Origin of the sequence: Psychrobacillus sp. FSL K6-1415 (genome assembly GCF_038003185.1) — a bacterium.
Taxonomy (GTDB): domain Bacteria; phylum Bacillota; class Bacilli; order Bacillales_A; family Planococcaceae; genus Psychrobacillus; species Psychrobacillus psychrodurans.
Genome location: NZ_JBBOOQ010000001.1, coordinates 1,151,851 through 1,178,723, shown reverse-complemented (window position 1 = coordinate 1,178,723; position 26,873 = coordinate 1,151,851). Strand labels below are relative to the sequence as shown.

The 26,873-nt window shown below is 35.7% G+C and carries 22 protein-coding genes and 1 other annotated feature; of the genes, 4 read left to right on the top strand and 18 right to left on the bottom strand.

Annotated elements, in window-relative coordinates; genetic code table 11:
- Positions 1-144: 144 nt before the first annotated feature.
- From pepF to MKY60_RS05370, 10 genes are all read right to left on the bottom strand, one after another.
- A complete protein-coding gene (pepF, locus tag MKY60_RS05415; protein WP_340879288.1) occupies positions 145-1,965 on the bottom strand; it encodes an oligoendopeptidase F in 1,821 nt (606 codons plus the stop codon).
- A 62-nt stretch (positions 1,966-2,027) separates the two neighbouring features.
- The gene (locus tag MKY60_RS05410; protein WP_340928999.1) at positions 2,028-3,188 is read right to left on the bottom strand and encodes a competence protein CoiA; all 1,161 of its coding nucleotides are present in this window, start codon (positions 3,186-3,188) and stop codon (positions 2,028-2,030) included.
- Between the two features lie 351 nt (positions 3,189-3,539).
- Positions 3,540-4,208: an adaptor protein MecA gene (gene mecA / locus MKY60_RS05405; protein ID WP_241596251.1), complete on the bottom strand. Its 669-nt coding sequence runs from the start codon at positions 4,206-4,208 to the stop codon at positions 3,540-3,542.
- Positions 4,209-4,432: 224 nt separating this feature from the next.
- On the bottom strand, positions 4,433-4,828 hold the full coding sequence (gene spxA, locus MKY60_RS05400) for a transcriptional regulator SpxA (RefSeq protein WP_175453953.1): 396 nt from the start codon (positions 4,826-4,828) through the stop codon (positions 4,433-4,435).
- A gap of 405 nt (positions 4,829-5,233) precedes the next feature.
- Entirely contained in the window at positions 5,234-6,442 is a 1,209-nt protein-coding gene (locus tag MKY60_RS05395; protein WP_340928997.1) for a putative glycoside hydrolase, read from the bottom strand.
- Between the two features lie 327 nt (positions 6,443-6,769).
- Complete coding sequence (locus tag MKY60_RS05390) at positions 6,770-7,702, bottom strand: ABC transporter ATP-binding protein (RefSeq protein ID WP_241596256.1); 933 nt, start codon at positions 7,700-7,702, stop codon at positions 6,770-6,772.
- Entirely contained in the window at positions 7,702-8,766 is a 1,065-nt protein-coding gene (locus tag MKY60_RS05385; RefSeq protein WP_241596259.1) for an ABC transporter ATP-binding protein, read from the bottom strand. Before MKY60_RS05385 ends, MKY60_RS05390 begins: the two co-directional genes overlap by 1 nt.
- 15 nt (positions 8,767-8,781) lie before the next feature.
- Complete coding sequence (gene opp3C, locus MKY60_RS05380) at positions 8,782-9,801, bottom strand: oligopeptide ABC transporter permease (RefSeq protein WP_241596262.1); 1,020 nt, start codon at positions 9,799-9,801, stop codon at positions 8,782-8,784.
- Positions 9,801-10,733 (bottom strand): oligopeptide ABC transporter permease, encoded by a 933-nt coding sequence (gene opp3b / locus MKY60_RS05375; protein ID WP_241596265.1) that lies wholly within the window; start codon positions 10,731-10,733, stop codon positions 9,801-9,803. The genes opp3C and opp3b overlap by 1 nt, the downstream gene beginning before the upstream one ends.
- A 182-nt stretch (positions 10,734-10,915) precedes the next feature.
- On the bottom strand, positions 10,916-12,631 hold the full coding sequence (locus MKY60_RS05370) for a peptide ABC transporter substrate-binding protein (protein ID WP_241596268.1): 1,716 nt from the start codon (positions 12,629-12,631) through the stop codon (positions 10,916-10,918).
- Between the two features lie 237 nt (positions 12,632-12,868).
- Between MKY60_RS05370 and MKY60_RS05365 the strand changes: the two genes are divergently transcribed.
- Both MKY60_RS05365 and trpS read left to right on the top strand, forming a co-directional pair.
- Positions 12,869-13,216 (top strand): DUF3899 domain-containing protein, encoded by a 348-nt coding sequence (locus tag MKY60_RS05365; RefSeq protein ID WP_090563223.1) that lies wholly within the window; start codon positions 12,869-12,871, stop codon positions 13,214-13,216.
- Positions 13,217-13,264: 48 nt separating this feature from the next.
- Positions 13,265-13,478, top strand: a binding site (T-box leader).
- 55 nt (positions 13,479-13,533) lie between these two features.
- Entirely contained in the window at positions 13,534-14,526 is a 993-nt protein-coding gene (trpS, locus tag MKY60_RS05360) for a tryptophan--tRNA ligase (protein ID WP_340928995.1), read from the top strand.
- Positions 14,527-14,765: 239 nt separating this feature from the next.
- Here the strand turns inward: trpS and MKY60_RS05355 are convergent, their stop codons facing one another.
- The 7 genes from MKY60_RS05355 to MKY60_RS05325 form a co-directional block, all read right to left on the bottom strand.
- The gene (locus tag MKY60_RS05355) at positions 14,766-16,613 is read right to left on the bottom strand and encodes an oligopeptide ABC transporter substrate-binding protein (RefSeq protein WP_241596276.1); all 1,848 of its coding nucleotides are present in this window, start codon (positions 16,611-16,613) and stop codon (positions 14,766-14,768) included.
- A gap of 63 nt (positions 16,614-16,676) precedes the next feature.
- Positions 16,677-17,585, bottom strand: coding sequence for an ABC transporter permease (locus MKY60_RS05350; RefSeq protein ID WP_340879283.1), 909 nt, complete (start codon positions 17,583-17,585; stop codon positions 16,677-16,679).
- 30 nt (positions 17,586-17,615) lie between these two features.
- Positions 17,616-18,578, bottom strand: a complete 963-nt coding sequence (opp4B, locus tag MKY60_RS05345) for an oligopeptide ABC transporter permease (protein WP_241596281.1) — start codon at positions 18,576-18,578, stop codon at positions 17,616-17,618.
- 1 nt (position 18,579) lies between these two features.
- Positions 18,580-19,527 carry an ATP-binding cassette domain-containing protein gene (locus MKY60_RS05340; protein WP_340928994.1) on the bottom strand — a complete coding sequence of 316 codons (948 nt, stop codon included), beginning with the start codon at positions 19,525-19,527 and terminating at the stop codon, positions 18,580-18,582.
- Positions 19,524-20,513: an ABC transporter ATP-binding protein gene (locus MKY60_RS05335; protein ID WP_241596358.1), complete on the bottom strand. Its 990-nt coding sequence runs from the start codon at positions 20,511-20,513 to the stop codon at positions 19,524-19,526. Before MKY60_RS05335 ends, MKY60_RS05340 begins: the two co-directional genes overlap by 4 nt.
- Positions 20,514-20,936: 423 nt before the next feature.
- Positions 20,937-22,172: a beta-ketoacyl-ACP synthase II gene (gene fabF, locus MKY60_RS05330; RefSeq protein ID WP_340928993.1), complete on the bottom strand. Its 1,236-nt coding sequence runs from the start codon at positions 22,170-22,172 to the stop codon at positions 20,937-20,939.
- A gap of 28 nt (positions 22,173-22,200) precedes the next feature.
- A complete protein-coding gene (locus tag MKY60_RS05325) occupies positions 22,201-23,136 on the bottom strand; it encodes a beta-ketoacyl-ACP synthase III (protein ID WP_090563233.1) in 936 nt (311 codons plus the stop codon).
- Positions 23,137-23,300: 164 nt separating this feature from the next.
- Between MKY60_RS05325 and MKY60_RS05320 the strand changes: the two genes are divergently transcribed.
- Positions 23,301-23,489, top strand: a complete 189-nt coding sequence (locus MKY60_RS05320) for a YjzD family protein (protein ID WP_090563235.1) — start codon at positions 23,301-23,303, stop codon at positions 23,487-23,489.
- Between the two features lie 242 nt (positions 23,490-23,731).
- Here the strand turns inward: MKY60_RS05320 and MKY60_RS05315 are convergent, their stop codons facing one another.
- A complete protein-coding gene (locus MKY60_RS05315; protein WP_340928991.1) occupies positions 23,732-25,867 on the bottom strand; it encodes an ATP-dependent Clp protease ATP-binding subunit in 2,136 nt (711 codons plus the stop codon).
- A 183-nt stretch (positions 25,868-26,050) separates the two neighbouring features.
- Between MKY60_RS05315 and MKY60_RS05310 the strand changes: the two genes are divergently transcribed.
- Positions 26,051-26,746 (top strand): Crp/Fnr family transcriptional regulator, encoded by a 696-nt coding sequence (locus tag MKY60_RS05310; RefSeq protein WP_090563589.1) that lies wholly within the window; start codon positions 26,051-26,053, stop codon positions 26,744-26,746.
- Positions 26,747-26,873: the final 127 nt, after the last annotated feature.

Sequence of the window (26,873 nt, the reverse complement as noted above, 5' to 3'; positions counted from 1 at the left end):
ATTAGCGCCGCTTTTCACAAATTCGCCATACATCATAGGACGTCCTACCTTTAAATTTTTGAATATGATTGGAACTCAACTTCGAACATAGTAGTAATAACTCCAAATTAATAAAAGCCTAACTTAGCGTCAGGCTTTTATCATTTATTTCGTTAAAAGTAATTGTTCTAACTCATTTAGTTTTTCTTCAAATACGCGACATGCTTCCTCAATAGGATCGGCAGTATTCATATCTACTCCTGCTTTTTTCAATACTTCGATTGGGTAATCTGAACAACCTGCTTTTAGGAACTCATTAATATAACGGTCAACAGCCGGCTTACCTTCCGTTAGTATTTGATTGCTAAGGGCAGTTGCTGCGCTTAAACCAGTTGCATATTGGTATACATAGTAGTTGTAATAGAAATGAGGAATTCTTGCCCATTCCAATCCAATTTGCTCATCGATAATAATTTCATCACCAAAGTACTTTTGATTTAACTTATAATATTCTTCTGTTAGCTTGTCAGCAGTTAAAGCTTCACCATTTTGATCTAACTGATGAATAATATGTTCAAATTCCGCAAACATGGTTTGACGGAAAACAGTTCCACGGAATCCTTCCAACCAATGATTTAACAGGTAAATACGTTTCTTAGGATCGTCAATTGTTTTCAATAGATAATCGTTCAATAATGCTTCATTGCAAGTAGAGGCAACCTCTGCCACAAAGATGGAATAATCTCCATAAACATAAGGCTGATTTGCTCTTGTATAATAACTATGAATACTATGTCCAAATTCATGTGCTAGCGTAAATAGGTTGTTTACGTTATTTTGCCAGTTCATTAGAATATACGGATTGGTACCATATGTCCCTGAAGAATAAGCTCCAGATCTTTTACCTTTCGTTTCCACTACATCAACCCAACGACTTTCAAGTCCCTTCTTGACGATAGAAACATACTCTTCACCTAGAGGTTCAAAGCTCTTAATCATCGCATCGCAAGCCTCTTCGTATGTGTATTCCATATTCAATTCTTTTACTAATGGTGTATAAAGATCCCACATATGCAATTCATCTAAGCCTAACACTTTTTTACGTAGACTTACATATCGATGAAGTAAATGGACGTTTTTATTGATTGTATTAACTAAGTTATCATACACACTCTCGGGAATATGATTGTTAGACATCGCTGCCTCACGCGCTGAAGCATAGTTTCGAATTTTTGCGTTGACATTGTCTCCTTTAATATTCCCTGTTAGGGTAGAAGCGAATGTGTTACGGAATTTACCATACGTATCATACATTGCTTTAAATGCATCCTCACGCACACGTGGATCCTCACTTTCCAAGAAACGTGAATACCTGCCATGTGTTAGTTGTACTTCATTGCCATCTTCATCTTTAATAGATGGGAACTCTAAATCAGCATTATTTAATTTGCCGAATGTATCAGATGATGCCCCAGCTACCTCCGAGAATTGTGCAAGTAATGCTTCTTGTTCTTTTGGGAGAACATGTGGGCGTTCTTTATTGATTTCTTCAAGTAGTTGACTGTATATTTGTAAATCATTACTCTCTTCTAGATAATTTGCAATAACAGACTCATCTACTGAAAGAATTTCTGGCACTAAAAAGGATAACTCTGTTGAAACTTTTACATACAATGATTTAATCCTGCTATCCATAGCCTGATAAGTGCTATTAGCTGTATCTTGGTCTGTACGCATATGTGCAAATGTATATAGTTTACGTAATCTCGAAGTAATTTCATCACGATAAGTCAACACTTCCAATAAAGCGTTTGCTCCTTTATCGATCGTCCCTTGATAGGAAGATGCTTTCTCCGACAATTTTGCAACCTCTTTGTATTCCCTTTCCCATTCATCATTAGAGGCAAAAATATCTTCTAATTTCCATGTTAAATTTTCTGCCACTTCATCGCGGGTCAAGATTTTATTCTTTGTATCTGTAGTCAAGTTAGTATCCCCCTCATATTGTTTCGAATTACGAATCACTTACTATTTTCTCAATTTTCTAATCAATTTGCAAGGAATTCACTGTATAACAACTGCGTCATCGATGAGTAATTTATTTTACTAGTATATATGACATTATCTGATGAAATAAGACAGCGTTGCAATAGATAGAGATAAGATTCTACCGCCTTTATATGTTGAGCTGAAGGTTTGGAAGTTAGTTTGTTTCTATAAAACAGAAATGATTCGCAATGTCGGGTATCTGCTTGCTGAAGTGATAAGTCGAGTTTATACAAATAGTCGATAAATTGAATTTGCCACTCGACAGCATGCTCTGAAAAAATAGATGCATGCTTTGTAGGTATACCTATAAACATAGGAAGGTTTTTAGGATGGATTCTCCATCTATAGCATATTTGTAGAAAAGGAGATTGTATTCCTTTTCTATTAAAAAAGAACAGATTGTCTATCTGTTTAGATCGATGATGCATATATACGTTGAAGTACTTTTGAAATTCCTCCCATGAGTTTCTTTTTATAATGGCGAATGGCCAAGACTGCTTTTCCAAAGAAAGTTTCTTTACTTTTACAATATAATTATTTGCCTTTATATGCATTAGATTTGAAATATAATGAAAGTTTTTAGATTGAGGACAATAGGTGATTATTATTTTCCCATTAGGGGTTGAGTAAAAAAACTGCTGTCGATATGCGGAGAGTTGCATAGTCCCTATTTCTTGAAGTGGGAATTCAGACATTGTAGGTGTTCTTAATATCCATATGGGGATTATTTGCTTAGCAATATAGCCTTCTGTTCGCTGCTGAATTGCATTAATTGGGATTTGGCTACACTGAAATTCTATTGCAAAAGGGTAAGGTTCACTTTGAACATATAGATCAGGTCTTTGATGAAGGGAAGAAAGATAGGCTTCTAGTTGAACTGGTGAAGAGTGCTTTTGAAAGAACTCATATAAATGTAATTTACCATTTAAATGGTCCTCGCTTTCCCCTTCTGAAAAAGCGGTAGTGCAAGAAATATTACGAATATGGGCAAAGTGCGGTATTTTTATTAAACCATTTTTTAATATGACTTGTTCATTACATTGTATACAAGAGAATTTCTTGCTTGTCTTCAATTTGTCTAAAAAAATTCTTGGATACTGTGCTGGTATGATAATTTCTCCATTTGCTGTTACTGCTGATAATATTAGTATCACCTCCATATATAAATATACAAATTTTCAGTCAATAATGCAACCTCCTTTAAAATGCCTTATAAGAAAACAGTAGATCATAAAGCATTTCGAAGTACTTTGAACAGAACCGTTGCTATACTATTACTCTTTTATTTTTTTGAAAGGCTTTGCTAGATTTTTATTGATTGAAAGGTAATGATACCAGAAGAATATGGCTAAGGGAGATCTTACTGTGAAGCGAGGAGACTGAGGCAACACCCGCAGGAAGCATCCAGCTGAAACAGAAGTCAGGAGTATTATTCACTCTAAAGGTGTCGAGAACCCATTGGTTACTGGACACTTTCGTTCTAAAAAAAAACCTTCTATAAATAGAAGGTTTTAAAAATGCTTATTTAATTCATCTAGAACTCCGTTGGCAATTATCTGTTTTCCATACTCTTGAATAATATGAATAGTCGTTTTTGAATTATTTGCAAACTCTGAAACAACACTCAATATATTAAGTACTGATTCAAATTCTGTTATTTCAAAATCAAAAATGATATGCAAATAGTATTTTTCTTCATAAAAATACAAAGAGGTCTGTAAGTCTGCTTCATCTAACTTTTTGGCAAGACCAATTACATCCTCGAAGCTTTCAAAAACAAATGTATAATCCATTGGTATTTCTTCTAATTCATCCATATAACTTGAAAAATCATCAAATTCATGTGTGCCAATTGAACTTGATACCCCATTTTTAAATATTTTACTGGATATATCATCTACATCCGAATTGCTCCCTATACGCTCATCTTGTTTTGTTATTTCCGTTCTTGTGACAATCACTTCCAAACCCTTTTCCATCGCATGAACTTGAATCCATAAGGGACCATCTAATTCCTCAAAATGATCATCATCATGAACCTCATCCATCATTTCCCAAAAAAGCTGCTCGCTCTTATCCTTATTGAACCAGATTTCATCTCGGCTGAAGCCTCTTTCTTCAATGTCGATGTATGAAATGTATACTTTGAAAGTGTTATCATTGATACGCTCGATATCCATTTAACACATCTCCTTTCGCTTCTTACCGTCTCAATTGTGTAGTGTCTATTACTATTGTATGTCGTTTGTGAAAAAAAGAAAAGGATTCCTGCTTCACTTTTAAAATTATTAACCAAACTATATGCATTGTAGAAAATTTTCGCAATGAATGCAAGTAGAAGGAAAAAAGAAAAGCCAATTATTTTTCAAAACGAACTTTGAAAAACAATTAGCTTAGTATAATACTAGTTAACTAGACGCTGCGCTTCAAGTAATTGATAAGCACGTACTTTTCTAGGTAAGAATCTACGAATTTCATCTTCGTTGTAACCAACTTGTAGACGCTTTTCATCTAAAATAATTGGTCTACGTAACAATCCAGGATGTTCCTGAATTAATTCGTATAGACGTTGTAACGGAAGACTTTCTAAATCCACATTAAGCTTTTGAAATATTTTCGAACGTGTTGAAATAATTTCATCTGTTCCGTCTTCGGTCATTCTTAAGATTTCTTTTATTTCACTTATACTAAGTGGTTCAGAAAAAATATTACGTTCTTTATATGCTATCTCATGTTCCTCTAACCAAGCTTTTGCTTTTCTACAAGAAGTACAACTAGGTGAAGTGAATAAGGTTACCATCATTTTAAAAAAACACTTCCTTTCAAATGTCTGTGTTATATAAGGTAGATTATAATTAATTTAATGTAGTAATATACTTTCTAAGTATACACCACTTTTAATTCATTTTAAATACGTTTTACTGAAAATTTTACCTTGTAAAAATTACTGTCACAATTTCGTGTTACTTATTAAGAATTCCTTATATTTAATAAATCCAATTTAGGTACATATTAATTAATACCCATCATTTAAAGAACTTAAACATTTCTATTATAAAAAATAGCATTCTCAATTAGTGATACTTAATGAAAATATCTGTTATACTTAATAGTACGTTCAGAATGTAAAAAGGTTTCAAAAAAGAAAAAAAAGTAGGATTAAATTTCATCCTACTTCTTGAATCATTTTAGTTTTACCTTATCCTTAAGGCGTATAATTTACCCCTTTAGAATATTTGTTGCCTGCATTCCATAACAAATACTCTTTTATACCAGCTTCACTTAACGCTTTAATCTGCGCCTCTACTTCATCTTTACCATATTGTTGATAATTACCTGCCCCCAAATAGGAAGCTGTAAAATCTTGTAGCCATGGTCTAGAAACTGGAGGATTTTCAAGCTCTGCTAGTTTTGCATTTTCAACTTTTGCATATTCCTGCACTAATCTATATGGTTCTAAATCTGGTTTAGCAATTCCGAAATAAGAAGTCCAATGACTTGGGTAAATCATAGAGGAAATAACATCTACATTTTCAGAAATTTTGTTGAAATTTTGACCAATTCCTGGGGCTTCTGGTAAAGTGGCTGAATAACCGAAAATATCAACTGATAATTGCGCACCATATGGTTTAAGCTTTTCTTTTGCATAAGCTACAAAATCTGTAACCGCTGAAACTCTACGTTGAACCAAATCTAATTCGGAAGTTTCATACTCCCCCATAGAGTATTTCAAAGTATTTTCTCTTTTTTCAAATCCTTCAGGAAAACGAACATAGTCAAATTGAATTTCTTTAAAGCCCATTTTAGCAGCTTCGATTGCAATTTCTACATTATAATCCCATACTTCTTTCATAAATGGATTAACGAATGCTTCACCCCGCCCATTTTTCCAAACTGATGAACCTTCTACAAATGACCATTCAGGTTTGCTCTCTGCAAGCTCAGTATCCTTGAAGATAACGACACGAGCAATAGGGTAGATTTCTTTTTCTTCCATTTTCTTCAACATTGTCTTTGGATCTTTTATGTATGGTTTACCTATATCGTATTTGGTCAGAGGGGAATCCTCTTTTGGAACGTATGTAAGATTACCGAAATCATCTTTAATGTCTATAACCATGGCATTAAGATCCGTAGTATCCATTAAATTCAATAAATCATTAAAACGTTCTCCTCCTGCGGAATGTCCGGTTACATATACGCCTCTTACAGCATCTGGATAATTGAACGTCAATCCAGAATCATAAACAAATAATTTAGAAGAGGAAATAAGAGATTCGTCTATTGCTTGAAAGCTATACTCCTTAGTTGAAAAATCTTTTGAAAACAAACTAGTTTCTGCGCTAACTGCTCCAGGCAATAATACGGTCATTGCAATCGATGCAGAGGCTATTATTCTTAGATGTTTTTTCATATATTTAAAAATCCCTTTCCTATAAGTCACTCTATTCTAACAAGTTGAATCTATGAAAGAAAGTGCCATTAGTCCAAAAGTAAGATAAATTACTAGAGTTTATTAAGATTACTCTGTCTGTACCCATAAATACTTGTTTTAAACCTTTTCAGTATATAATTTTTTAGTCACATTTTAATAAATCATTATCCAGCGGGATAAGTTAGATAGTACCTAGAGCAGAGATTAATGTTTACGGTTCCACTATAAATTAGGTAGAGAAATCTTATATTTTCTTCAATAAATAACGACCATTCTGGATGAATGGTCGTTGATTTATTATACTTATCAATTTGAAATAGCTTGTAAAGTTGCAAACTCTTTTTCTGAACAATAAACAAAATGCCCAGGTGTTACTTCTCGCATCGCTATCTCTTCTCCATCTTGATAATTATGAGAGGCAGGATCATATGATTTACGTACACGAGTACGCTCATAATTTGGATCAGGAAGTGGTATTGCTGACAACAATGATTGTGTGTATGGATGCATTGGATTATTGTATAGGTCCTCAGCAGGAGCTAGTTCTACTAGTTTCCCAAAATACATTACACCAATACGATCGGAAATGTATTTAACCATAGATAAATCATGTGCAATGAACAAATAAGTTAAGCCTTTTTCTTCTTGTAATTCTTTTAGTAAATTTACTACTTGCGCTTGAATAGAAACATCTAGTGCAGAGATTGGCTCATCAGCAATGATAAATTCTGGGTTAACTGCTAATGCTCTCGCAATACCTAGACGTTGACGTTGACCACCAGAAAATTCATGTGCATAACGATCTGCATGCTCACGATTCAGACCAACTGTTTCTAATAATTCAACCACACGTTCTTTGCGTTCTTTTGCATTTTTAACAAGTCCATGAATATCTAGACCTTCTGCAATAATATCCAGTACTTTCATACGAGGATTCAAAGATGCATACGGATCTTGGAAAATCATTTGCATTTTACGGTTAAATGACTTTAAATCTTTTTTTGATTTTTTATCATGTACATTTATACCATCATAAATTACTTGTCCATCTGTTGCATCGTAAAGACGGATAATTGTACGACCTGTTGTGGATTTACCACAACCAGATTCTCCAACTAGTCCAAGTGTTTCCCCTTTGTAAATATCAAAACTGATATCATCTACAGCGCGAACTTCATTAGGCTTACCTTGATTGAAATACTGCTTAAGATTTTTAATTTCTAGTAATTTTTCAGCCATCAGTAAGTACCTCCTTCCGTTCCTTCATAATAGCGACTGCCTGGAAACTTTTTCATACGTTCTACAATTGCTAGTGGTGGTTCTACTTCTGGTGCATCTGGATGTAACAACCATGTTGCTGCTGAATGCGTATCACTTACCTTAAAGAACGGCGGTGCTTCTTCTAAATCTATTTTTAATGCATAATCACTACGTAGAGCAAATGCATCGCCTTTTGGAGGATACAATAAATCAGGAGGAGTTCCCGGAATTGCATATAATTTTGCTTCTGCTGTATCCAGTGATGGCATCGAACTCAGTAAGCCCCAAGTATACGGATGCTGAGGGTTGTAGAATATTTCATCGACAGTTCCAATTTCTACAATTTTTCCCCCATACATTACTGCGACTCTATCTGCTACATTAGCAACAACCCCAAGGTCATGTGTAATGAAAATGATAGATGTATCTATTTTCTTTTGTAGATCCTTCATTAATTCTAAAATTTGTGCTTGTATTGTTACATCTAAAGCAGTTGTAGGCTCATCCGCGATAAGAATCTGTGGATTACATGCTAAAGCAATAGCGATTACAATACGTTGACGTTGCCCACCTGAGAATTGGTGAGGATATTGTTTAATACGAGCTTCTGGTTTAGGCATACCTACTAAGCGTAAAAGATCAATTGCCACTTTACGTGCTTCTGTTTTACTAACCTTCTGGTGCTTTAAAATTGGTTCCATGATTTGGTTACCAATTGTCATCGTTGGATTTAAAGAAGTCATTGGATCTTGGAAGATCATCGAAATATCTTTCCCTCGAATCTTTTGCATCTCTTTATCCGATAGCTTAGTCAAATCTTTTCCATTGAATAAAATTTGACCATTTTTAAATTCTGAACTTGATTCAGGCAATAAACGCATAATTGCCTTCGTTGTAACTGACTTACCAGAACCAGACTCTCCTACAATTGCAAGTGTTTCTCCTTTTTTCAAGTCGAAGTTAACACCACGGATGGCTTTAACTTCACCAGCAAATGTATGGAAGGAAAGCTCTAGGTCATTAACTTCTAATATCTTTTCCATTATGCTTTCCTCCTATTAGTCTTTCATTTTTGGATCAAGTGCGTCACGTAATCCATCACCAAGTAAGTTAAATGCAATCATTAGTAAACTAATAATAATAGCTGGGAACAATAAAATATGTGGTTGGAATTGAATCAATTTGTAACCATCATTAATAAGAGTACCCAACGATGCTGCCGGTGGTTGCAGACCTAATCCAATGAAGCTTAAAAATGCTTCAAAGAAAATCGCACTTGGAATAGTAAACATTGTATTGATAATGATAATACCTAATATATTAGGTAGAATATGTTTGGTAATAATACGACCATTTGTTGCACCTAATGTACGGGATGCTAATACAAACTCTTGGTTTTTGAATTTTAATACTTGACCGCGTACTATACGAGACATACCAATCCATCCGGTGATGGTGATCGCAATAATAATCGCTGTTATACCTGGCTCCATAAATGTCAGCATGAGGATAACAATTACAAGTGTAGGAATACCATATAGTATTTCTACTATACGTTGTAAAATGTCATCTACACGTCCACCGTAATAACCAGAAATACCACCGTACGCAACTCCAATTACCATATCTATTACAGCTGCCACAAAAGCGATAAATAAAGAGATTTGAGTACCTTCCCAAACACGTGAGAACATATCTCTACCTAAACCGTCCGTACCAAACCAATAGTACGTATCTACTTTTTTCATTTCATATAAGTCTACTTCGTTTCCTGCAAGAGTGCCAACGCCATCCATTATTCCAAGTTTTTCAATTCCTGGAACTTTTGGAGGTAAATTAGCGTGAGTAATAGTTTGTGTTTCCGCATCATGAGGACTAATCATTGGTCCAACAAAAGCCATGATGATAATGATAGCCAGAATGAACATACTAACTATCGCAGCTTTATTTTTGCGAATTCGTAGCCATGCATCTTGCCAGAAACTTAAACTCGGTTTTGTAATGCGCTCCGCTTGACTAGCGTCAATTTGAATTCTCTCAAAGGAATCAGCAGGTGGTTTTTGTAAGTCGTGTTTCATTAATCTTTACCTCCTGACAAACGAATACGTGGATCGATGATGCCATATAGTACATCTACTAAGAATATTACGACAATTAAGAACGCAGAGAAGAATAATGTTGTTCCCATAATGATAGAGAAGTCATTCGACATAATAGATTTAACAAATTGCTCTCCGATACCAGGTATTGCAAAGATTTGTTCAATAACAAGGGATCCTGTTAATAATCCTGCTGCTAATGGCCCTAGAACAGTAACTAACGGGATCAAAGCATTTCGGAAAGCATGCTTAAATGCTATTTCGAAACCATTGGCACCCTTAGATTTTGCTAGAGTAATATAATCTGAGCTTAAAACCTCAATCATTTCCGTTCTTATAAATCGAGACGCAGTTGCAAGTGGTCCCATTGCTAAAGCAATAGATGGGAGTACGCTGGACATCCAGCCATCCTTCCATAAACCGACAGGGAATAGTTGCCATTTAACAGCTAACCAATATTGAAGAAAAGTTGCAAAAACGAAAGATGGAATAGATATACCGATGATAGCCACAAATGTGCTACCATAATCCCAAATAGTATTTTGTCTTAATGCTGCAATCATACCTAATAGTATACCTATTGCCACACCAAGCACTAAACCTTGAGTTCCAAGTAACATAGATGGTCCTAAACGATCTACTATTAAATCTGTTACGCTAGCATTCTTAAATTGAAATGAGTTACCTAAGTCGCCTTGCGCCAAATTCAACATATATTTTGCATATTGTACTGGAATCGGTTGATCTAACCCATATTTCGCTTCAACTACCGCAAGTTGCGTAGGGGATAGTTTTGAAGCAGAGCTAATCGGGGATCCTGGAAGCGTCTTCATTAAAAAGAATGTTGCAGTCGCTATCAGGAAAAACGTTATAAACATATAAAAAACACGACGAGTAATATATTTTGCCATCTTTGCACCTCCTAGAAAAATAATTTTAGTTTAATATGCTACTAATATATATAAACAGAAAACACGGGTAATTGTCAAAATCAATTATTATTATTAAATATTTGGTGAATTCAGATTCATTTAAAAAGAGAGTACATGATCCATTAGGAACCATATACTCTCTAACTATGAGATTTTAAAACTTAATTTGCTTCTTTACCTTCTACATATGCCCATTTGTAGCTATAATCTCCACCGAAAGGATGAGTTATTATACCTTTAACATACGGTTTTTGTAGAATCATATTTCCGCGTTGGTAAATCGGTCCAACTGCAAAATCTTGGTCTACGATAATTTTTTCAGCTTTAGCCATTGCTTCCCAACGTGCTGGGAAATCTAGAGCTAACGAACCATTAATATCTTGTAATAATTGATCGTACTCTGGATTTGAGTATGACATTTGGTTGTTACCGCCGTCAGTTTCCCATAGGCTTAAGAATGTGAACGGATCTTGGTAATCTGGTCCCCATCCTGCAACTTGAATGTCATAATCTTGGTTTGTATCAAGATCTAAACGAACATTAAATGGAACTTCTTTAAGAGTAATAGTTAAACCTGGTAAGTTCCCTTCTAATTGAGCTTTGAAGTACTCATCCATTTTTTTAGAAAGTTCAGTGTCTCCACCAAGAATTTCTAAAGTAAGTTCAGTAACACCTAGTTCTTTTAAACCTTTGTCCCATGCAGCTTTTGCTTCGTCTACATTAAATACAGCCATGTCTCCATTAACTTCACGGAAATCATTTCCATCTTCATCGAATGCAAATTCACTTGGTACGAAAGAGTATGCTGCTTTAGAACCATTTGCTAATACTACAGCGGCCAAATCTTCTTTGTTAAACGCTTTAGAAATTGCTTCACGAATATTTACGTTAGCAAGTGGAGATTTTTCACCAAGACGTTCTTGGTTGTATTTGAAGTAGAAAGTTGTTGCTTCACCTTCTAATAATAGTTCTGGATCAGCAGCATATTGCATTGCATACTCACCATCTAGTGTAGTACGATCTTTTTCTCCATTTGTATATAGATTAACTCGAGTAGCAGTTTCTTTCACTACATCATAATTAATTTCAGTAAGTTTTACAGTTTCTTTATCCCAGTACTGCTCGTTTTTAAGCAGCTGCCAAGATAAACCTGTTCCGTCCCATTTTGCTAAAGTAAATGGTCCATTGTATAAAAGTGCATCAGAATTTTTCGCATAGTTTTCACCTTGCGCTGTAACGAATTCTTCATTTTGTGGTAAGAATGTTCCAAATGACATAAGTGATAAGAAGTAAGGAATTGGTTTTTCAAGCGTTACTTCTAATGTTTTTTCGTCAAGCGCTTTAACACCTAACTCAGTGTATTCAGCTTCTCCATTAGAAATAGCAGTAGCGTTTTTAATAACGCCAGACATCATGTATGGACCGTATTCAGATGCAGTATCTGGGTTCATAGCACGTTTCCATGCAAATTCAAAGTCATTTGCAGTTAACGGAGTACCGTCAGACCAGTTAGAGTCACGTAATGTGAATGTATAAACTAATCCATCTTCAGAAACTGTTGGTTCTCCATCAGAAAGTGCTGGTATAGCAACATTTTCTTGACTTAAACGGTATAAACCTTCGTTTACGTTGTTAAGTAGGTCAAAACCAACTGCATCAGTTACTAGAGCTGAGTCCATTGTTGGAATTTCAGCAGTTTGTATCAAGTTTAAAACTTGTTCCTCATCTGCTGCTACTTCTGGTTCTTCAGTTGTTGCATCTTTATCGTCTGTGTCTGTAGTTGTATCTTTAGCATCATCGTCGCCACCACAAGCAGCTAGGAATAGACCAACAACTAACAGTAGGCTTAAAAGCCATACTAGCTTGCTATTCTTCAAAAAAATAACCTCCTTAAATATTCAGAAAAATTCATTACAATATTTATTATACATTTTCTTTTGAGCTTGTACAGGTTTTTTTTAAATATTTTTACAATAGTGTAACAAAATCATTACATTGTCCTAACAATTGTGAATGTTTGGAAAAGAAATTGTTTATTTTTGTTAATTTAAATAATCAATTTTTTGCATATTTTCTGAGTCTATTTTATAATTTAAAATTGATAGAGGTGAAATATGAAAAAAAAATTGATATACTTTCTTGGCTGTCAGGTAATTATTTTTGCGCTAATGCTTTTAGTTTATAAAAATATTCAACTCGTCCCTTACATAAACATGTCCTTTTTTGTTGGTGGATCAATTACTTTTGTTGGTTTAATGACATATGTCGTATCAGGTGGCTTTTTTGACTTTTTTACTGAAAGTACACGTAAAGTCTTTACCCCTAAACATATGAAAAAAGAGGCAGAACAGATGCGGTTACCGTCTCAGATATTTTCTTTTCCACATAAGCCAATTATTGCATTAGGTCTCTCTAGCTTATTTTGTATGTGTATCGCTTTATTCATTTATTATAGTTACTAGGAGTACTTGATTTTTGAGTTCCTTCTATATATAATAATCAAAACAAAATAATGAGCTTTGAGGAAGAAAAGTACATTTACCTACGTATGCTTAGAGAGTCTGTGGTTGCTGTAAACAGATCATACTTTAAATGGAATGGGCTTCTGAGCAGTATATGTGAAAGTAAGTAGCATATACCGTCCCCTTCACGTTACGAAGAAGAGTGGCTAATTATTTTAGCAAGCTGGGTGGTACCACGGATTTAACATCATTCGTCCCTTTTATAGGGATGCATGATGTTTTTTTATTTTCTAAACAAAGAAAAGGAGATTCGAAAAATGAAGAAAATCTTTTCAGGCGTACAGCCAACAGGTATTATTACTCTCGGGAATTACATCGGTGCGTTTAGGCAGTTCACTGCATTACAGAATGATTTTGACTGCGTGTTTTGTATTGTAGATCAACATGCCATTACAATTGCACAGGACCCAAAAGAATTGAGCGATCATATCCGATCCTTAGCAGCGTTATATATTGCTGTCGGTATTGATCCGAAAAAGTCTACATTATTTATACAATCTGAAGTTCCTGCGCATGCACAGGCAGGATGGATTATGCAATGTATCTCTTATATCGGTGAATTAGAAAGAATGACTCAATTTAAAGATAAGTCTACTGGTAAAGATGCTGTTTCTGCTGCATTGTTAACTTATCCTCCATTAATGGCAGCAGATATACTTTTGTACCAAACAGATATCGTACCGGTTGGAGATGATCAAACCCAACATGTTGAATTGACACGTGACTTAGCTGAAAGGTTCAACAAACGTTACGGAGAGGTATTTACAATTCCTGAAATACAGTTACCTAAAAATGGGGCTCGTATCAAATCCTTACAAGACCCACTAAAGAAAATGAGTAAATCAGATCCAAATCAAAAAGCTACGATACGCCTTTTAGATAGTCCAAAGGAAATTGAAAAGAAAATTAAAAGCTCTGTTACAGATTCTGAAGGTATCGTTGCATTCGACCCTGTAAACAAACCCGGAGTTTCCAATCTATTAACCATTGAATCCGCTCTAACGGACATTTCAATTTCTACACTTGTACAGAAATATGAAGGAAAAGGATATGGAGACTTTAAAGCTTCTGTAGCTGATGTTATAATCGATCATCTTACTCCTATTCAACAAAGATATGAGCAGTTGCTAAACTCTTCTGAACTAGATGAAATTCTAGACTTAGGAGCTACAAAAGCACAGTCTATTGCAAATGATACATTGACTAAGATGGAAGCCGCAGTGGGCCTCGGAAGAAGACTACACCGGTAATAGATAGTAAGGCTAGGCATAAAAATAAAAAGTCTGTTGACTCTATCATGTACATTAGTACAGATCTCCATGAGTATCCTAGTGATAAGAAGTTTAAATAGAGTACTAAGTGAGAGCAGCTAATTACTGCTATTCCATAACTGATTAAAAATATTAATAGTCTTATTAGTATCACATCCTTATAAGACTATATGAAAAACCGCTGCTAAACTTTCATTTAGCAGCGGTTTTTTTATATACTATTTTACTGGAGTATCAGCAAGTAACTCGATCTCGTAAGGATCGATTTCTGTTTCATGACCGAAGTCATAGTTTTTCACACGATTATTAATTGGACGTAACTCGTAACGGAATTGTAATGGAATAACAGCAGAAACATCTGCCATATATTCTTGCCATTCACGGAACTTATCAGAACGGAACTTAGGATCAAGTGCGTCCTTAGAATCGATATCAGTTAATAGACCTTCTAAAGCATCTGATGTGTAACGGCTGAAGTTATAAACTGCTGTTTTAGAGTATAGTCCAGCTGGAGATGGGTTTGTACCCGTACCCCATGCGCCCATAAAGACGTCAATTTCTGGATCATCTGCTTGGACTTTATCGTAGAATGTGTTGAATTCGATTAGACGACCTGTAGCTAATTGTACATCTAAACCAACTTCACCCCAATTTTGTAAGTAATAAGAGATTACTTGTTCTTGAGTTTCATCACCAGCCATTGCAGCAAGTTTGATTGATAATTTTTCCCCTTTAGGGTTTTCACGAAGACCATCGCCATCTGTATCCTTATAACCAGCGTCGTCTAAAAGTTTAATAGCTTTTTCAGCGTCATAGTTATATCCTTCTAATGAACCATCATAGAAAGATTTGAAAACAGGTGGGATTAGAGAGTTAGCACGTTCACGTAAATCGAAGTAGAATACTTCATTAACTTGCTCAACGTCTAAAGCATAACCCATTGCTTGACGTAATACTTTGTCACCCATTTTTGCTTCTGCTTCATTTGTAATTGCAAGACTTGCGTCATAATCATATTTACCAAGTTTGAATCCTAAATAAGAGTAGTATAATTCTTGACGACCAAGGAGTGTAATATTTTCAAGATCTTTTATATTTTCATATGCGCTCGTTGGGAATGAAAGCGCCATGTCGTACTCACCAGTCTCAATAGCTTTAGCAGCTGATGAACTTGGAACAGTCTTAACAATTACACCATCAAGTTTTGATTGACCTTTCCAGTAGTGCTCATTGCGTACAAATTGTACAGACTCACCTGGAACGATTTTTTCGAATTTGAATGCCCCTAAAGTAACTGGGTTTTTACGTATTGCGTCATGTTCAAGTAGTTCTGCAACAGGAATATCTTTTAAAATATGACTTGGTTCAGCATAGCCCCATAGTCCATCTCCACCCGAGTAAATTGCAGGCGATACTTTGTTAAACGAAATTTCTAACGTAGTTTCATCCACTTTTTTCAAACCAGAAATTGTATCTGCTTTTCCATCATGGTATTCTACAGCACCAACGATATTTTGGAAATCAGAATCATAACGAACTCCAGCATAATCAGGGTGACCGATAATAAGGTATGGTTGGATTAAGTCTTCAACTTTAAGGGGTTCTCCATCGGACCATTTTACCCCTTCTCTAATTTTAATTGTTGCTTTATTATTATCTCCATCTACTGTTAATGAAGCAATACCAGTATCAGTTAAAAGGAAATCTCCATCAGTATCAAAAAGTGAGTTACTAGCAAATTGCATAATCTCATCATCATAAGCATCTTCATATAGTACATAAGCGAAAATACCTTGGAATGGAGAATCGTTTACTAATGCAACTTGTAAAGTTCCACCTTCAATAGCTTCTCCTTCATTATCCAATACTACTGGAAATAAATCATCTGAAGCAGGTTGTTCAGCATCTTCTTCTGCACCTTCTTCTGGATCTTCTTTAACTGCATCCTCTTCTGTTTTGTCCGGCTCATCAGCAGGTTTTGCTGAATCATCATCTGAATTACAAGCGGCAAGAACTAACATAAGAGTTAACAGCAGTGCCAATAGAGCTATAAGCTTTTTATTCATTCTTTTTCCTCCTTTTTTTATCTCTTTATATATATCAAACGCACTTGCGTCTAATAACAACTTTTAACCAAGACGTTGACGTGCATCAGCAGATCGTCGAATGGCCTGACCAACGTAATTGATCGCTAACATAAGTAATAAGATTAGTAATGCTGCCGGTAACCAGTTCCACCATGCATTTTCCATAATGAATGGATCGAACGCATAGCTTACAAGTGACCCCAAACTTGGTGTAGAGGGTGGTAAACCAAAACCTAAAAACGATAGTCCAGTTTCTAATCCTACATTTCCTGCAAAGTTCAAGGTCATTTCTACGATTAATATAGAGCTTAAATTTGGCATCATTTCTTTGAAAATAATGACGAAATTATTTGTACCTAACGTTTTCGAAGCACTAATATAATCTCTCCTACTTTCAGTTAGTGCCTTGCTTCGAATAAGCCTCGCAGTACTAACCCATAAAAATACACTCATGATCAAAATAAACGTGAAAATAGTATATTTTGGAACCATAGTTACAAATACAATAATGATCATTAATGTCGGAATAGTGATGAAGAAATCGATAATGCGCATGAAGATATTATCAATCCATCCTCCAAAATAGCCTGTCACTAAACCAATTACAACACCTATAAAACCAGTTATGAGCGTAACTGCAATTGCAATTGTCAAAGAGTTTCGTGCACCTACTATTAATTGTCCAAGGATATCACGTCCACCTTTATCTGCTCCTAACCAGAATTTTTCTCCTGGTTCTGCTAGCTTGTCTCGTAAACTTATTCGCATCAATTGTGTTTGGTCTATTTGGGCGGCCCAATAATAGATTCCTCCAATCACAATAATTAACGATATAAGCGAGAACATAGCTAGTTTATCTTTCATAAACTCCCGCGCTATAACTTGAAAACCTGTCGTGGGAGAGCTTGCTTTCATCTCTTTGGTTGGTTCAATAGCTTCAGTATTTTTCATGTTCTGGACTCTCCTTATCCATTATTTTTGTTAGTCAATCCTAATTCGAGGGTCAACAATGCTCATGATGATATCGGATAATAGACTTCCTAATAATGTTAAGAATCCAAAAAGCATAACAAGTGCTGTAATTACACTATAATCACGCCCACTTATTGCCTCAATGAACAATTTACCCATACCTGGATACCCAAAAATGGTTTCAATAAAGATAGATCCGGTTAAAAGTCCAGTGATCGTGAAACCTAAGAATGCTGCAATCGGTAACAATGAGTTACGGAATATGTGACGTGAGTATACTTTGTTGATAGGAATACCTTTACTTCTTGCGGTACGAACATAATCCATCGTTTTCGAATCGATAATTTCCGTACGTAAATACTGAATGATTGCTGTAGTAGCAAGTAAAGCATAGGTAATGGCTGGTAATAATATATGGTAGAACTTACTCCATAAGTAGCCGAGCGTACCTGAGTCGTATTTGATATCTACCGTCCCACTTGTTGGGAACCAACCTAGTTCATAACCGAAGAAGAACAGATTGATCAACCCCAAAATGAATGTTGGTATTGCATATACGATAAAACTATAGAAAACAATCGATTTGTCTAGGAATGAATCGTGGTATCTACCAGATAATACACCTAAAGGAATAGCGATTAAATATAGTAAAAAGACACTAAGTAAAGATAACCATAATGTATGCATTGCACGGTCTCCGATTAAATTAGCTACCGGCACGTTAAATGTGTAACTTCGTCCGAAGTCTCCTTGGAATGCATTTCCAATCCAATTCACATATTGGACATACCATGGATCATAGAAACCAGCTTTAATCCGAAGCTCCTCGAGCCTAGCAGGATCAGTTTGTGGAGTGATTAGTCCAGTGAAAGGGTCACCAGGCATAAACTTTGCCATAATAAATATTAAAAGACTAAGTACAAATAATTGTGGAATCATGATAAGAATTCGTCTAATTATTGTTTTCCACATACTACATGCCCCCTTTATTCTGAGCATTTGTTGCTACTTGATGTGTTTCGGAAATAGTTTGTAAATCAAATACTCTTCCATTTTCATCATAATAATCATGATGATTCGCTAAATAGTCTACTTCTACCGCTCTTCGAATTTTCTTTCGCTCTTCGCGGTTTGTTGGATTTACCTCCGGAATTGCCGAAAGTAATCTCTTTGTATATATATGTTGAGGATTTGTATAAATGTCTTTCCTATTACCGGACTCTACAAAACGCCCTTTGTACATAATCGAGATATTATCACACATATGTTTGACTACTCCAAGATCGTGGGATATAAATAAGAAACTTAACCCAAACTCCTCTTGGATATCTTTTAAGAAGTTTAAAACCTGTGCTTGAACTGATAAGTCAAGTGCCGATACTGGTTCATCTGCAATAATAAGTTTAGGATTACTGGCAATCGCTCTAGCAATACCGATACGCTGCTTTTGTCCACCTGAAAATTCATGTGGATATTTAAGTCTTGCTTCCTCGTTCATACCTACAATTGCTAGTAATTCATTAATTCTTTTTCTTTCTTCACCAGGAGAAAGCTTTAAAAAGTTCCGAATAGGTTCTGCGATGATATCCTGTACTCGTTTACGGGGATTCAAACTAGAATGCGCATCTTGGAAAATCATTTGGATGTCTCGGTTATAAGCTGAATTTCTGCCTCTAGCTTTGTTTGTAACATTTTCACCTTCATAAATAATACTTCCAGATGTAATTTTCTCTAATCCTATAATAGATTTTCCTGTTGTAGATTTCCCACAGCCTGATTCACCTACTAATCCGTACGCTTTCCCTTTTTCAAATTCTAGACTTATTCCATCTACCGCGTACACATTGTCCACTATTGTATTGAAAAATCCTCCACGGATAGGGTAATGCACTTTTAAGTCCTTAATTTGCATGAAACTCATAGAGAATTACCTCCTTTTTCACTCTCAAAGTGAAAGTGTTGCCAGCATGTACATCTAACAAGATGACCCGGAGATACTTCATGCATAGTTGGATTTTCCTCATGTGCCTCTGCAGGAATCCACGGAATACGATCTGCGAATCTACATCCTACTCTCGGTAATTTTACTAATGATGGGACCATCCCTTGTATTACTTGGAGCTTTTCATTCTCACTATTCATTTGAGGGATAGAATTTAGTAGAGAACGTGTGTAAGGATGTCTAGGATTTGCAAATAACTCTTCCACAGGAGCCTCTTCAATAACCTGACCTGCATACATAACCGCAACACGGTCTGCTGTTTCTGCTACTACACCTAAATCATGTGTGATTAATATGATACCTGCTCCAGTTTCCTTTTGAAGCTCTTTCAACAGATCCAAAATCTGAGCTTGAATAGTAACATCAAGTGCAGTTGTTGGTTCATCAGCAATAATGATATTCGGTTTACAAGAAATAGCGATCGCAATAATAACACGTTGTCTCATCCCACCCGAAAGTTGGTGGGGAAATTGTCTAGAAATTCGCTCTGGGTTGGGTATTCCTACTTGTTTTAACAGCTCTAAAACTCGGTTATTTCGCTCTTGTTTTGACATTTTAGTATGATACACAAGTCCTTCTTCTATCTGCTCTCCAATTCTCATTAATGGGTTTAAAGCAGATAGCGGGTCTTGGAAAATCATTCCTATTTCTTCCCCACGAACTTCGTTTAACTTTTCCTCTTCCAACAGCGCAAGGTTTTTCCCCTTATAAAGAATTTCTCCTTGGACTCTTGTCTTGTTATGATCATACAATCCAATGATAGAAGTTGCTAAAGTAGATTTCCCACAACCTGATTCACCAACTACTGCAAGTATTTCATTTTTTCTTAAGGTGATGGATACACCATCAACCGCATCGTAATATGTATCTTTTATGCGAAAACCAGTATGTAGGTCTTGTATCATTAAAAGCTGATCTAAGTTGTTCACCTTATTACTCCTTTCAATCATCGCTTGTCTAAACTATTAATTTAGCTAGATATTTACTTATTAAATTTTTACATTTTTCTATTTATTTAATTCTTAAGATAAAGTCTATTACAGTTTTATTACAATCGCAATATTATTTTTTTATTATTTACTCAATTTGGTCTTTTTTGAATATTTAGTCATGCTATAAATCTAGTAAAATCAATACATTTGGATCTCTTTTAATAGTTAAAATTATTTTTTTGAGATATTAACCATTCGTCATGTTTCAACAAATTATATTAATAAGATGTTATTCTCCCTCTAAAACAATAGTGTTCCAGCGCTTTAAAGCAATGAAATATCAATATATAAAAAAGCATTTCCAAATTTTACTTGGAAATGCTTTTTGAGAAGAATTTATATTTTTTTAAATAAAATACTTGCATTATGTCCACCAAAACCTAATGAATTACTCATAGCGAACTCAATTTCCGCTTTTCTAGCGGCATTTGGCACATAATCTAAATCACATTCTGGATCTGGAGTTTCTAGATTCATCGTAGGTGGTAAAATTCCTTCTTTTAATGCTAAAACAGTGAAAATTGCTTCCACTCCACCAGCGGCGCCTAGAAGATGACCCGTCATTGACTTTGTAGAACTCATCGCAAGTTTATATGCATGCTCTCCAAAAACAGTTTTCACTGCCATTGTTTCAAAATGATCATTATAAGGAGTGCTCGTTCCATGTGCATTTATATAACCGACTTGCTCCGGTGTAATTGTGGCATCCTCTAATGCTTGTTTCATCGCACGTGCTGCACCTTCTCCACCCGGAGCTGGAGCCGTAATATGATGCGCATCACCTGTGGAACCATATCCGATAATTTCTGCATAAATTTTCGCACCACGAGCAACAGCATGTTCATATTCCTCTAAAATAATAATCCCTGCACCTTCTCCAATTACAAATCCATCACGATCGGCATCGAATGGACGAGAAGCTTTTTCCGGATTAGTATTTAACGTAAGTGCTGTATTTGATACAAATCCTGCTACCGACATGTGAGTAATTGGAGATTCTGCACCACCTGTAATCATTACGTCTGCATCTCCACGTTCAATCACCTTAAATGCATCTCCAATAGAATTTGTACCGGATGCACAAGCAGTTACCGAGCATGAATTAATAGCTTTCGCGCCAAAATGAATTGACACTTGCCCTGCTGCCATATCTGGAATCATCATTGGAACAAAAAATGGGCTAACTCGGCGTGCTCCTTTTTCTAAGAAGACACGAAATTGAGCCTCATAAGTTTCCATTCCACCAATCCCAGAGCCAATCCACACTCCTGTCCGAAGACCCACTTCTTCTGTAATTGTAAGATTTGCGTCTTCCACCGCCATGATAGATGCAGCTAATGCATAATGGGTAAAACGATCCATTTTTCGTGCTTCTTTTCTTTCGATATACTTTTCAATATCAAAATCTTTCACTTCAGCTGCAACCTTAGCTGCAAATTGTGATGCATCTAGCCTTGTTAGCATACCTACACCAGATTTACCTTCTTTTATACCCGACCACGTTGTTTCAATATCATTACCTAGTGGTGTAACAGCGCCTAAACCAGTTACTACTACCCTGCGTTTCGTCATGAATTATTCATCCTTCCAAATTGTAAGTTTATTTTCCCCATTTTAGTGCAATTGCGCCCCAAGTTAAACCACCACCAAAACCAACCATTACAATGACATCATCGTCTTTTACTTTACCATTTTTCACTTCTTCATCTAAAGATAGAGGTATGGAAGCCGAAGATGTATTACCATACTTATGAATCGTTTTAGACATTTTTTCAATAGGTAACCCTAGTCTTTCTCTAGAAGATTCCATTATACGGATATTGGCTTGATGTGGAATTAACATGTCAATTTCTTCTTTATTTAATCCAGCTTTTTCTATTACATTTACGGCAGATTCACCCATTTGTCTTACAGCAAATTTAAAAACTTCTCGTCCGTTCATTTGAAGATGCGGACCTTCTTGCGATAAATGCTTGCCTCCACTACCATCAGCACCAAGTTCGAAGGATAAAATACCACGACCTTCAGAAACTTTACCTATTATCGCAGCGCCAGCACCATCTCCAAACAAAACTGCTGTGTTTCTATCTTCCCAATTAGTAATTTTAGATAGTTTTTCTACTCCGACTACAAGCACGTGTGAGTAAGTATTAGACTCAACAAATTGCTTCGCTGTTACTATCCCATATATAAATCCTGCACATGCTGCCGACAAATCCATTGCAGCAGCATTTGTTGCACCAAGTTGTTCTTGTAGCATAGTTGAAACACTTGGAAATGGTCGATCTGGAGTGACCGTTGCTACAATAATTAAGCCAATTTGATCTGCAGTAATTCCTGCATCTTTTATTGCCTCTTTTGCAGCTTTCACCGCCATATGAGAAGTGTTTTCTTCTGAGTCTGCAATTCTACGTTCTTCTATACCAGTCATCGTTCTTATCCATTCATCAGATGTATCCATTCTTTTCTCAAGGTCTTCATTTGTCAAAATATGTTCAGGTGCATATGTACCTAAACCAATTATTCCTGCATTCATGAATGTTCCTCTTTTCTTATAATCTATTATTAGTACCTGGTATCAATAATAACGAATTTATGTATATTTTTCAACAACAGAGTTTCTTTTACCAAATATTCTTTTGTAATATGCTATGCTATGGTATGATACATATATAAAATTAGCGCCTGAGGTGAAATTACATGCAATATATAATGACATTTGTCTGGTCAGTACTTTTAGTTTCTATGTTAAATTACGTAGTAAGTTCCGTTCAAAACGTTGAGTTTGTATTCATGAATGGTATTATCATGTCCATTCCAGTTGCAATTATGGTTTTAATCATTGCTGCAATCATTCCAAACGAACCAGTAGCTAAAGCACATCACTAAAAAACAGCCTTCCTACTTGGGAGGCTGTTTTTTTTATATCCCTAAAATTCCTGTGGATTTTGCATGTCCATTTTTATATGAAAGCGATTATAAGCTATTCAAGATAGAAACGCTCATATACACGAGAGGGATCATCGGCTATACGAGAAAGCTTGGTGCTAAAGCATATTTTCTTTTCATCAAAAAACCATAGATAAACCACAATTTATTTATAGGTGAGTTATCTATGGTATATTTTCCAATTAGCTCTCAATCGATATTTTTAGTTTATCTTCTTCCATTTTAGCCACTATTTTGCTGCCGGGAAGGACGGTACCTCCAATTAGAAGTTTGGCCACTGCTGTTTCTAAATAACGTTGGATGTAACGCTTTAATGGTCTCGCTCCAAATGCAGCATCTGTTCCTTCTTCAACAATCCACTGTGTCACTGAGCTATCCACCTGTAACTCAATTTCTTGTTGCTGTAATCGTTTTTGAAGTTGTTTCACGTATTTTTCCGTAATTTGAATAAAGTGGTGAGTTGTCAATGAGTGGAACATAATGATGTCATCTAATCGGTTTAATAATTCCGGTTTAAAATGCTCACGTAATGCACTCATAACAAGGTTTTCTTCTTGTTCAGAGACTTCCCCAGTTGTATTCGCTAAATATACTGAACCAATATTGGAAGTCAAAATAACAATGGTATTCGTAAAGTTAACAATTCTTCCTTGGCTATCTGTAATTCTACCATCGTCCATCAATTGCAATAAAATATTAGCAACATCTGGATGCGCTTTTTCTATTTCATCTAGCAACACTACTGAGTATGGATTTCTTCGTACAGCTTCGGTTAATTGGCCACCTTCCTCATAACCTATATATCCTGGCGGTGCGCCAACTAAACGGGAAACACTATGTTTTTCCATGTATTCAGACATATCAATACGGATAAAGTGCTCCTCAGAATCAAACAAGTTAGCTGCTAGTGATTTAGCAAGTTCCGTTTTTCCAACACCAGTAGGTCCTAAGAATAGAAAAGAGCCAATTGGTTTATTTGGATCCTTAATACCCGCTCTTGCACGCCACACAGCTTCTGTAACTAATTGAACTGCTTGGTCTTGTCCCACTACGCGCTCTCCTAGTGTTTCTTTCAGCCTTAAAAGTTTTTCTCTTTCGCCCTCAACAAGTTTCGTAACAGGAATTCCCGTCCATCTGGATACGATTGAGGCAATTTCTTCTGCCGTTACTTCTTCGCGCAGTAACCGTGTTTCTGAATCTTCATTGATTTGATTTTCATATACTTGAAGTTCTTTTTCTAATGTAGGAATTTTCCCGTGACGAAGCTCAGCAGCTTTGTTTAAGTCGTATTGGTTTTCAGCTTCTTCTAATTCTCGACGATAGCGATCCAGTACTTCTCGTTTTTGCTGTATTACTTGAATGGCTTCTTTTTCTAATTGCCATTTATTTCGCATTTCACTAGTCGAAGCCTCTAGTTCTTTCAAATCTTTACGCAGTTGTTCTAGTCTTTTCTTACTTGCATCATCTTTTTCTTTCATTAATGCTTGTTCTTCAATTTGAAGCTGCATCATTTTTCTTGTAACTTCATCGAGTTCCTGTGGCATTGAATCGATTTCTGTTCGAATCATTGCACATGCCTCATCGACTAAGTCGATTGCTTTATCAGGTAAAAACCTTTCTGTAATATAGCGATTAGAAAGCTCGGCTGCTGCAACGATTGCTCGATCATGTATACGCACACCATGATGTAGCTCAAAGCGTTCTTTAAGTCCACGTAAAATAGATACTGTATCTTCTATTGAAGGTTCTCTTACCATTACTTGCTGAAAGCGTCTTTCTAAAGCTGGATCTTTTTCAATATACATTCGATATTCATCAAGTGTCGTAGCTCCAATACAATGTAGCTCACCTCGTGCTAGCATTGGTTTAAGCATATTCCCAGCATCCATTGCACCATCAGATTTTCCAGCACCAACTATTGTGTGAATTTCATCGATAAACAAAATAATTTGTCCTTCACTATCTTTCACTTGCTTTAATACCGCTTGAAGACGTTCTTCAAATTCCCCTCGATATTTTGCACCGGCGATTAAGGAACTCATATCAAGCTCAAAGATTTCCTTCTCTTTCAATCCTTCTGGTACATCTTTACGCACAATTCGCTGTGCCAAACCTTCTACAATAGCTGTTTTCCCTACCCCTGGTTCTCCAATTAGTACAGGATTATTTTTCGTTTTTCTTGAAAGGATACGAATAACATCTCTAATTTCTTGATCGCGACCAATAACAGGATCCATTTTCCCCTCTTTAATTGCAGTTACTAGATTTCTACCGTACGTTTCTAAAGGACTTTTTTCATCTTGTTGTTTCATTTGCATATGCAAACCTCTCCTTATGAAATTAGTTTGACCTTCTTTGACTATTATAAGTATAAGTCCTTAATAATAACTTTGTAAAGAAATATGGCCAATAGTATTTCTCTAATATATCTTCTAAATATGCTATTATATAAGAAAGTGCACATGAAAACGAATGTGAATGAAGGAAAGGAAGTAATATTTATGAATGAACATAGCTCCAATTCACAGGGTATACATGCACTGTTCGAACAATTTGGAACCAACTTAAAAGTAGATAAGGATCGTCCTGTTTTCTTAGAAGGTGAAAGTGCAGAAGATGTCTACCTCATCAAAACAGGTACAGTACGCATTAGTAAGGATACTGAGAGCGGTAAGATGTTGACTTTACGAATTACAGGAAATAATACATTTATCGGAGAAACATCTATTTTCTGCGAAACTATTTATCATTCTGTCTCAGCTAATGCGATAGAAACAACTCAATTATTAGTATTACCACGCACAACGTTGGAAAAATACTTATCAGATTGTTCGTCTCTCATGATGGAATGGATTCAAGTAATGCAAATGCATAGTTTGAAAAACGAGACTCGCTTTAGAGACTTGTTGCTTCATGGGAAAAAGGGTGCTTTATTATCCACATTAATACGATTAACAAATACTTATGGGATCAAACGGGAGGATGGAAGCATTCTCATTGACTATGCTATGACCAATCAGGAGTTAGCCAACTTCTGTGCGACAAGTAGAGAGGTCGTAAACCGAATTTTAAATGATCTAAAGAAAAAAGATGTGCTATCTTTAGACAAGGGAATGATTACGATTCATGATTTACAGTTTTTACGAACGGAAGTAGAATGTGATAACTGCCCACTTCATATTTGTCGGATTGACTAGTATACGAAGCTGCTGAAATATTTCAGTGGCTTTTTTTATTGGTAAGATTTTATTTGGTTGAGTTCGGAATGGGTTGGGTTTACTTCAAGTTGCTGTGGGAGGTAATCAGTTTAGATTTAGTTGAACT

Bases quoted from the DNA above. Each gene is read 5' to 3' on its own strand.
- MKY60_RS05410 (WP_340928999.1), bottom strand. From the start codon at position 3,188: ATGGAGGTGATACTAATATTATCAGCAGTAACAGCAAATGGAGAAATT.
- mecA (WP_241596251.1), bottom strand. From the start codon at position 4,208: ATGGATATCGAGCGTATCAATGATAACACTTTCAAAGTATACATTTCA.
- spxA (WP_175453953.1), bottom strand. From the start codon at position 4,828: ATGGTAACCTTATTCACTTCACCTAGTTGTACTTCTTGTAGAAAAGCA.
- MKY60_RS05395 (WP_340928997.1), bottom strand. From the start codon at position 6,442: ATGAAAAAACATCTAAGAATAATAGCCTCTGCATCGATTGCAATGACC.
- MKY60_RS05390 (WP_241596256.1), bottom strand. From the start codon at position 7,702: ATGGCTGAAAAATTACTAGAAATTAAAAATCTTAAGCAGTATTTCAAT.
- MKY60_RS05385 (WP_241596259.1), bottom strand. From the start codon at position 8,766: ATGGAAAAGATATTAGAAGTTAATGACCTAGAGCTTTCCTTCCATACA.
- opp3C (WP_241596262.1), bottom strand. From the start codon at position 9,801: ATGAAACACGACTTACAAAAACCACCTGCTGATTCCTTTGAGAGAATT.
- opp3b (WP_241596265.1), bottom strand. From the start codon at position 10,733: ATGGCAAAATATATTACTCGTCGTGTTTTTTATATGTTTATAACGTTT.
- MKY60_RS05365 (WP_090563223.1), top strand. From the start codon at position 12,869: ATGAAAAAAAAATTGATATACTTTCTTGGCTGTCAGGTAATTATTTTT.
- trpS (WP_340928995.1), top strand. From the start codon at position 13,534: ATGAAGAAAATCTTTTCAGGCGTACAGCCAACAGGTATTATTACTCTC.
- MKY60_RS05355 (WP_241596276.1), bottom strand. From the start codon at position 16,613: ATGAATAAAAAGCTTATAGCTCTATTGGCACTGCTGTTAACTCTTATG.
- MKY60_RS05350 (WP_340879283.1), bottom strand. From the start codon at position 17,585: ATGAAAAATACTGAAGCTATTGAACCAACCAAAGAGATGAAAGCAAGC.
- opp4B (WP_241596281.1), bottom strand. From the start codon at position 18,578: ATGTGGAAAACAATAATTAGACGAATTCTTATCATGATTCCACAATTA.
- MKY60_RS05340 (WP_340928994.1), bottom strand. From the start codon at position 19,527: ATGAGTTTCATGCAAATTAAGGACTTAAAAGTGCATTACCCTATCCGT.
- MKY60_RS05335 (WP_241596358.1), bottom strand. From the start codon at position 20,513: ATGATACAAGACCTACATACTGGTTTTCGCATAAAAGATACATATTAC.
- fabF (WP_340928993.1), bottom strand. From the start codon at position 22,172: ATGACGAAACGCAGGGTAGTAGTAACTGGTTTAGGCGCTGTTACACCA.
- MKY60_RS05325 (WP_090563233.1), bottom strand. From the start codon at position 23,136: ATGAATGCAGGAATAATTGGTTTAGGTACATATGCACCTGAACATATT.
- MKY60_RS05320 (WP_090563235.1), top strand. From the start codon at position 23,301: ATGCAATATATAATGACATTTGTCTGGTCAGTACTTTTAGTTTCTATG.
- MKY60_RS05315 (WP_340928991.1), bottom strand. From the start codon at position 25,867: ATGCAAATGAAACAACAAGATGAAAAAAGTCCTTTAGAAACGTACGGT.
- MKY60_RS05310 (WP_090563589.1), top strand. From the start codon at position 26,051: ATGAATGAACATAGCTCCAATTCACAGGGTATACATGCACTGTTCGAA.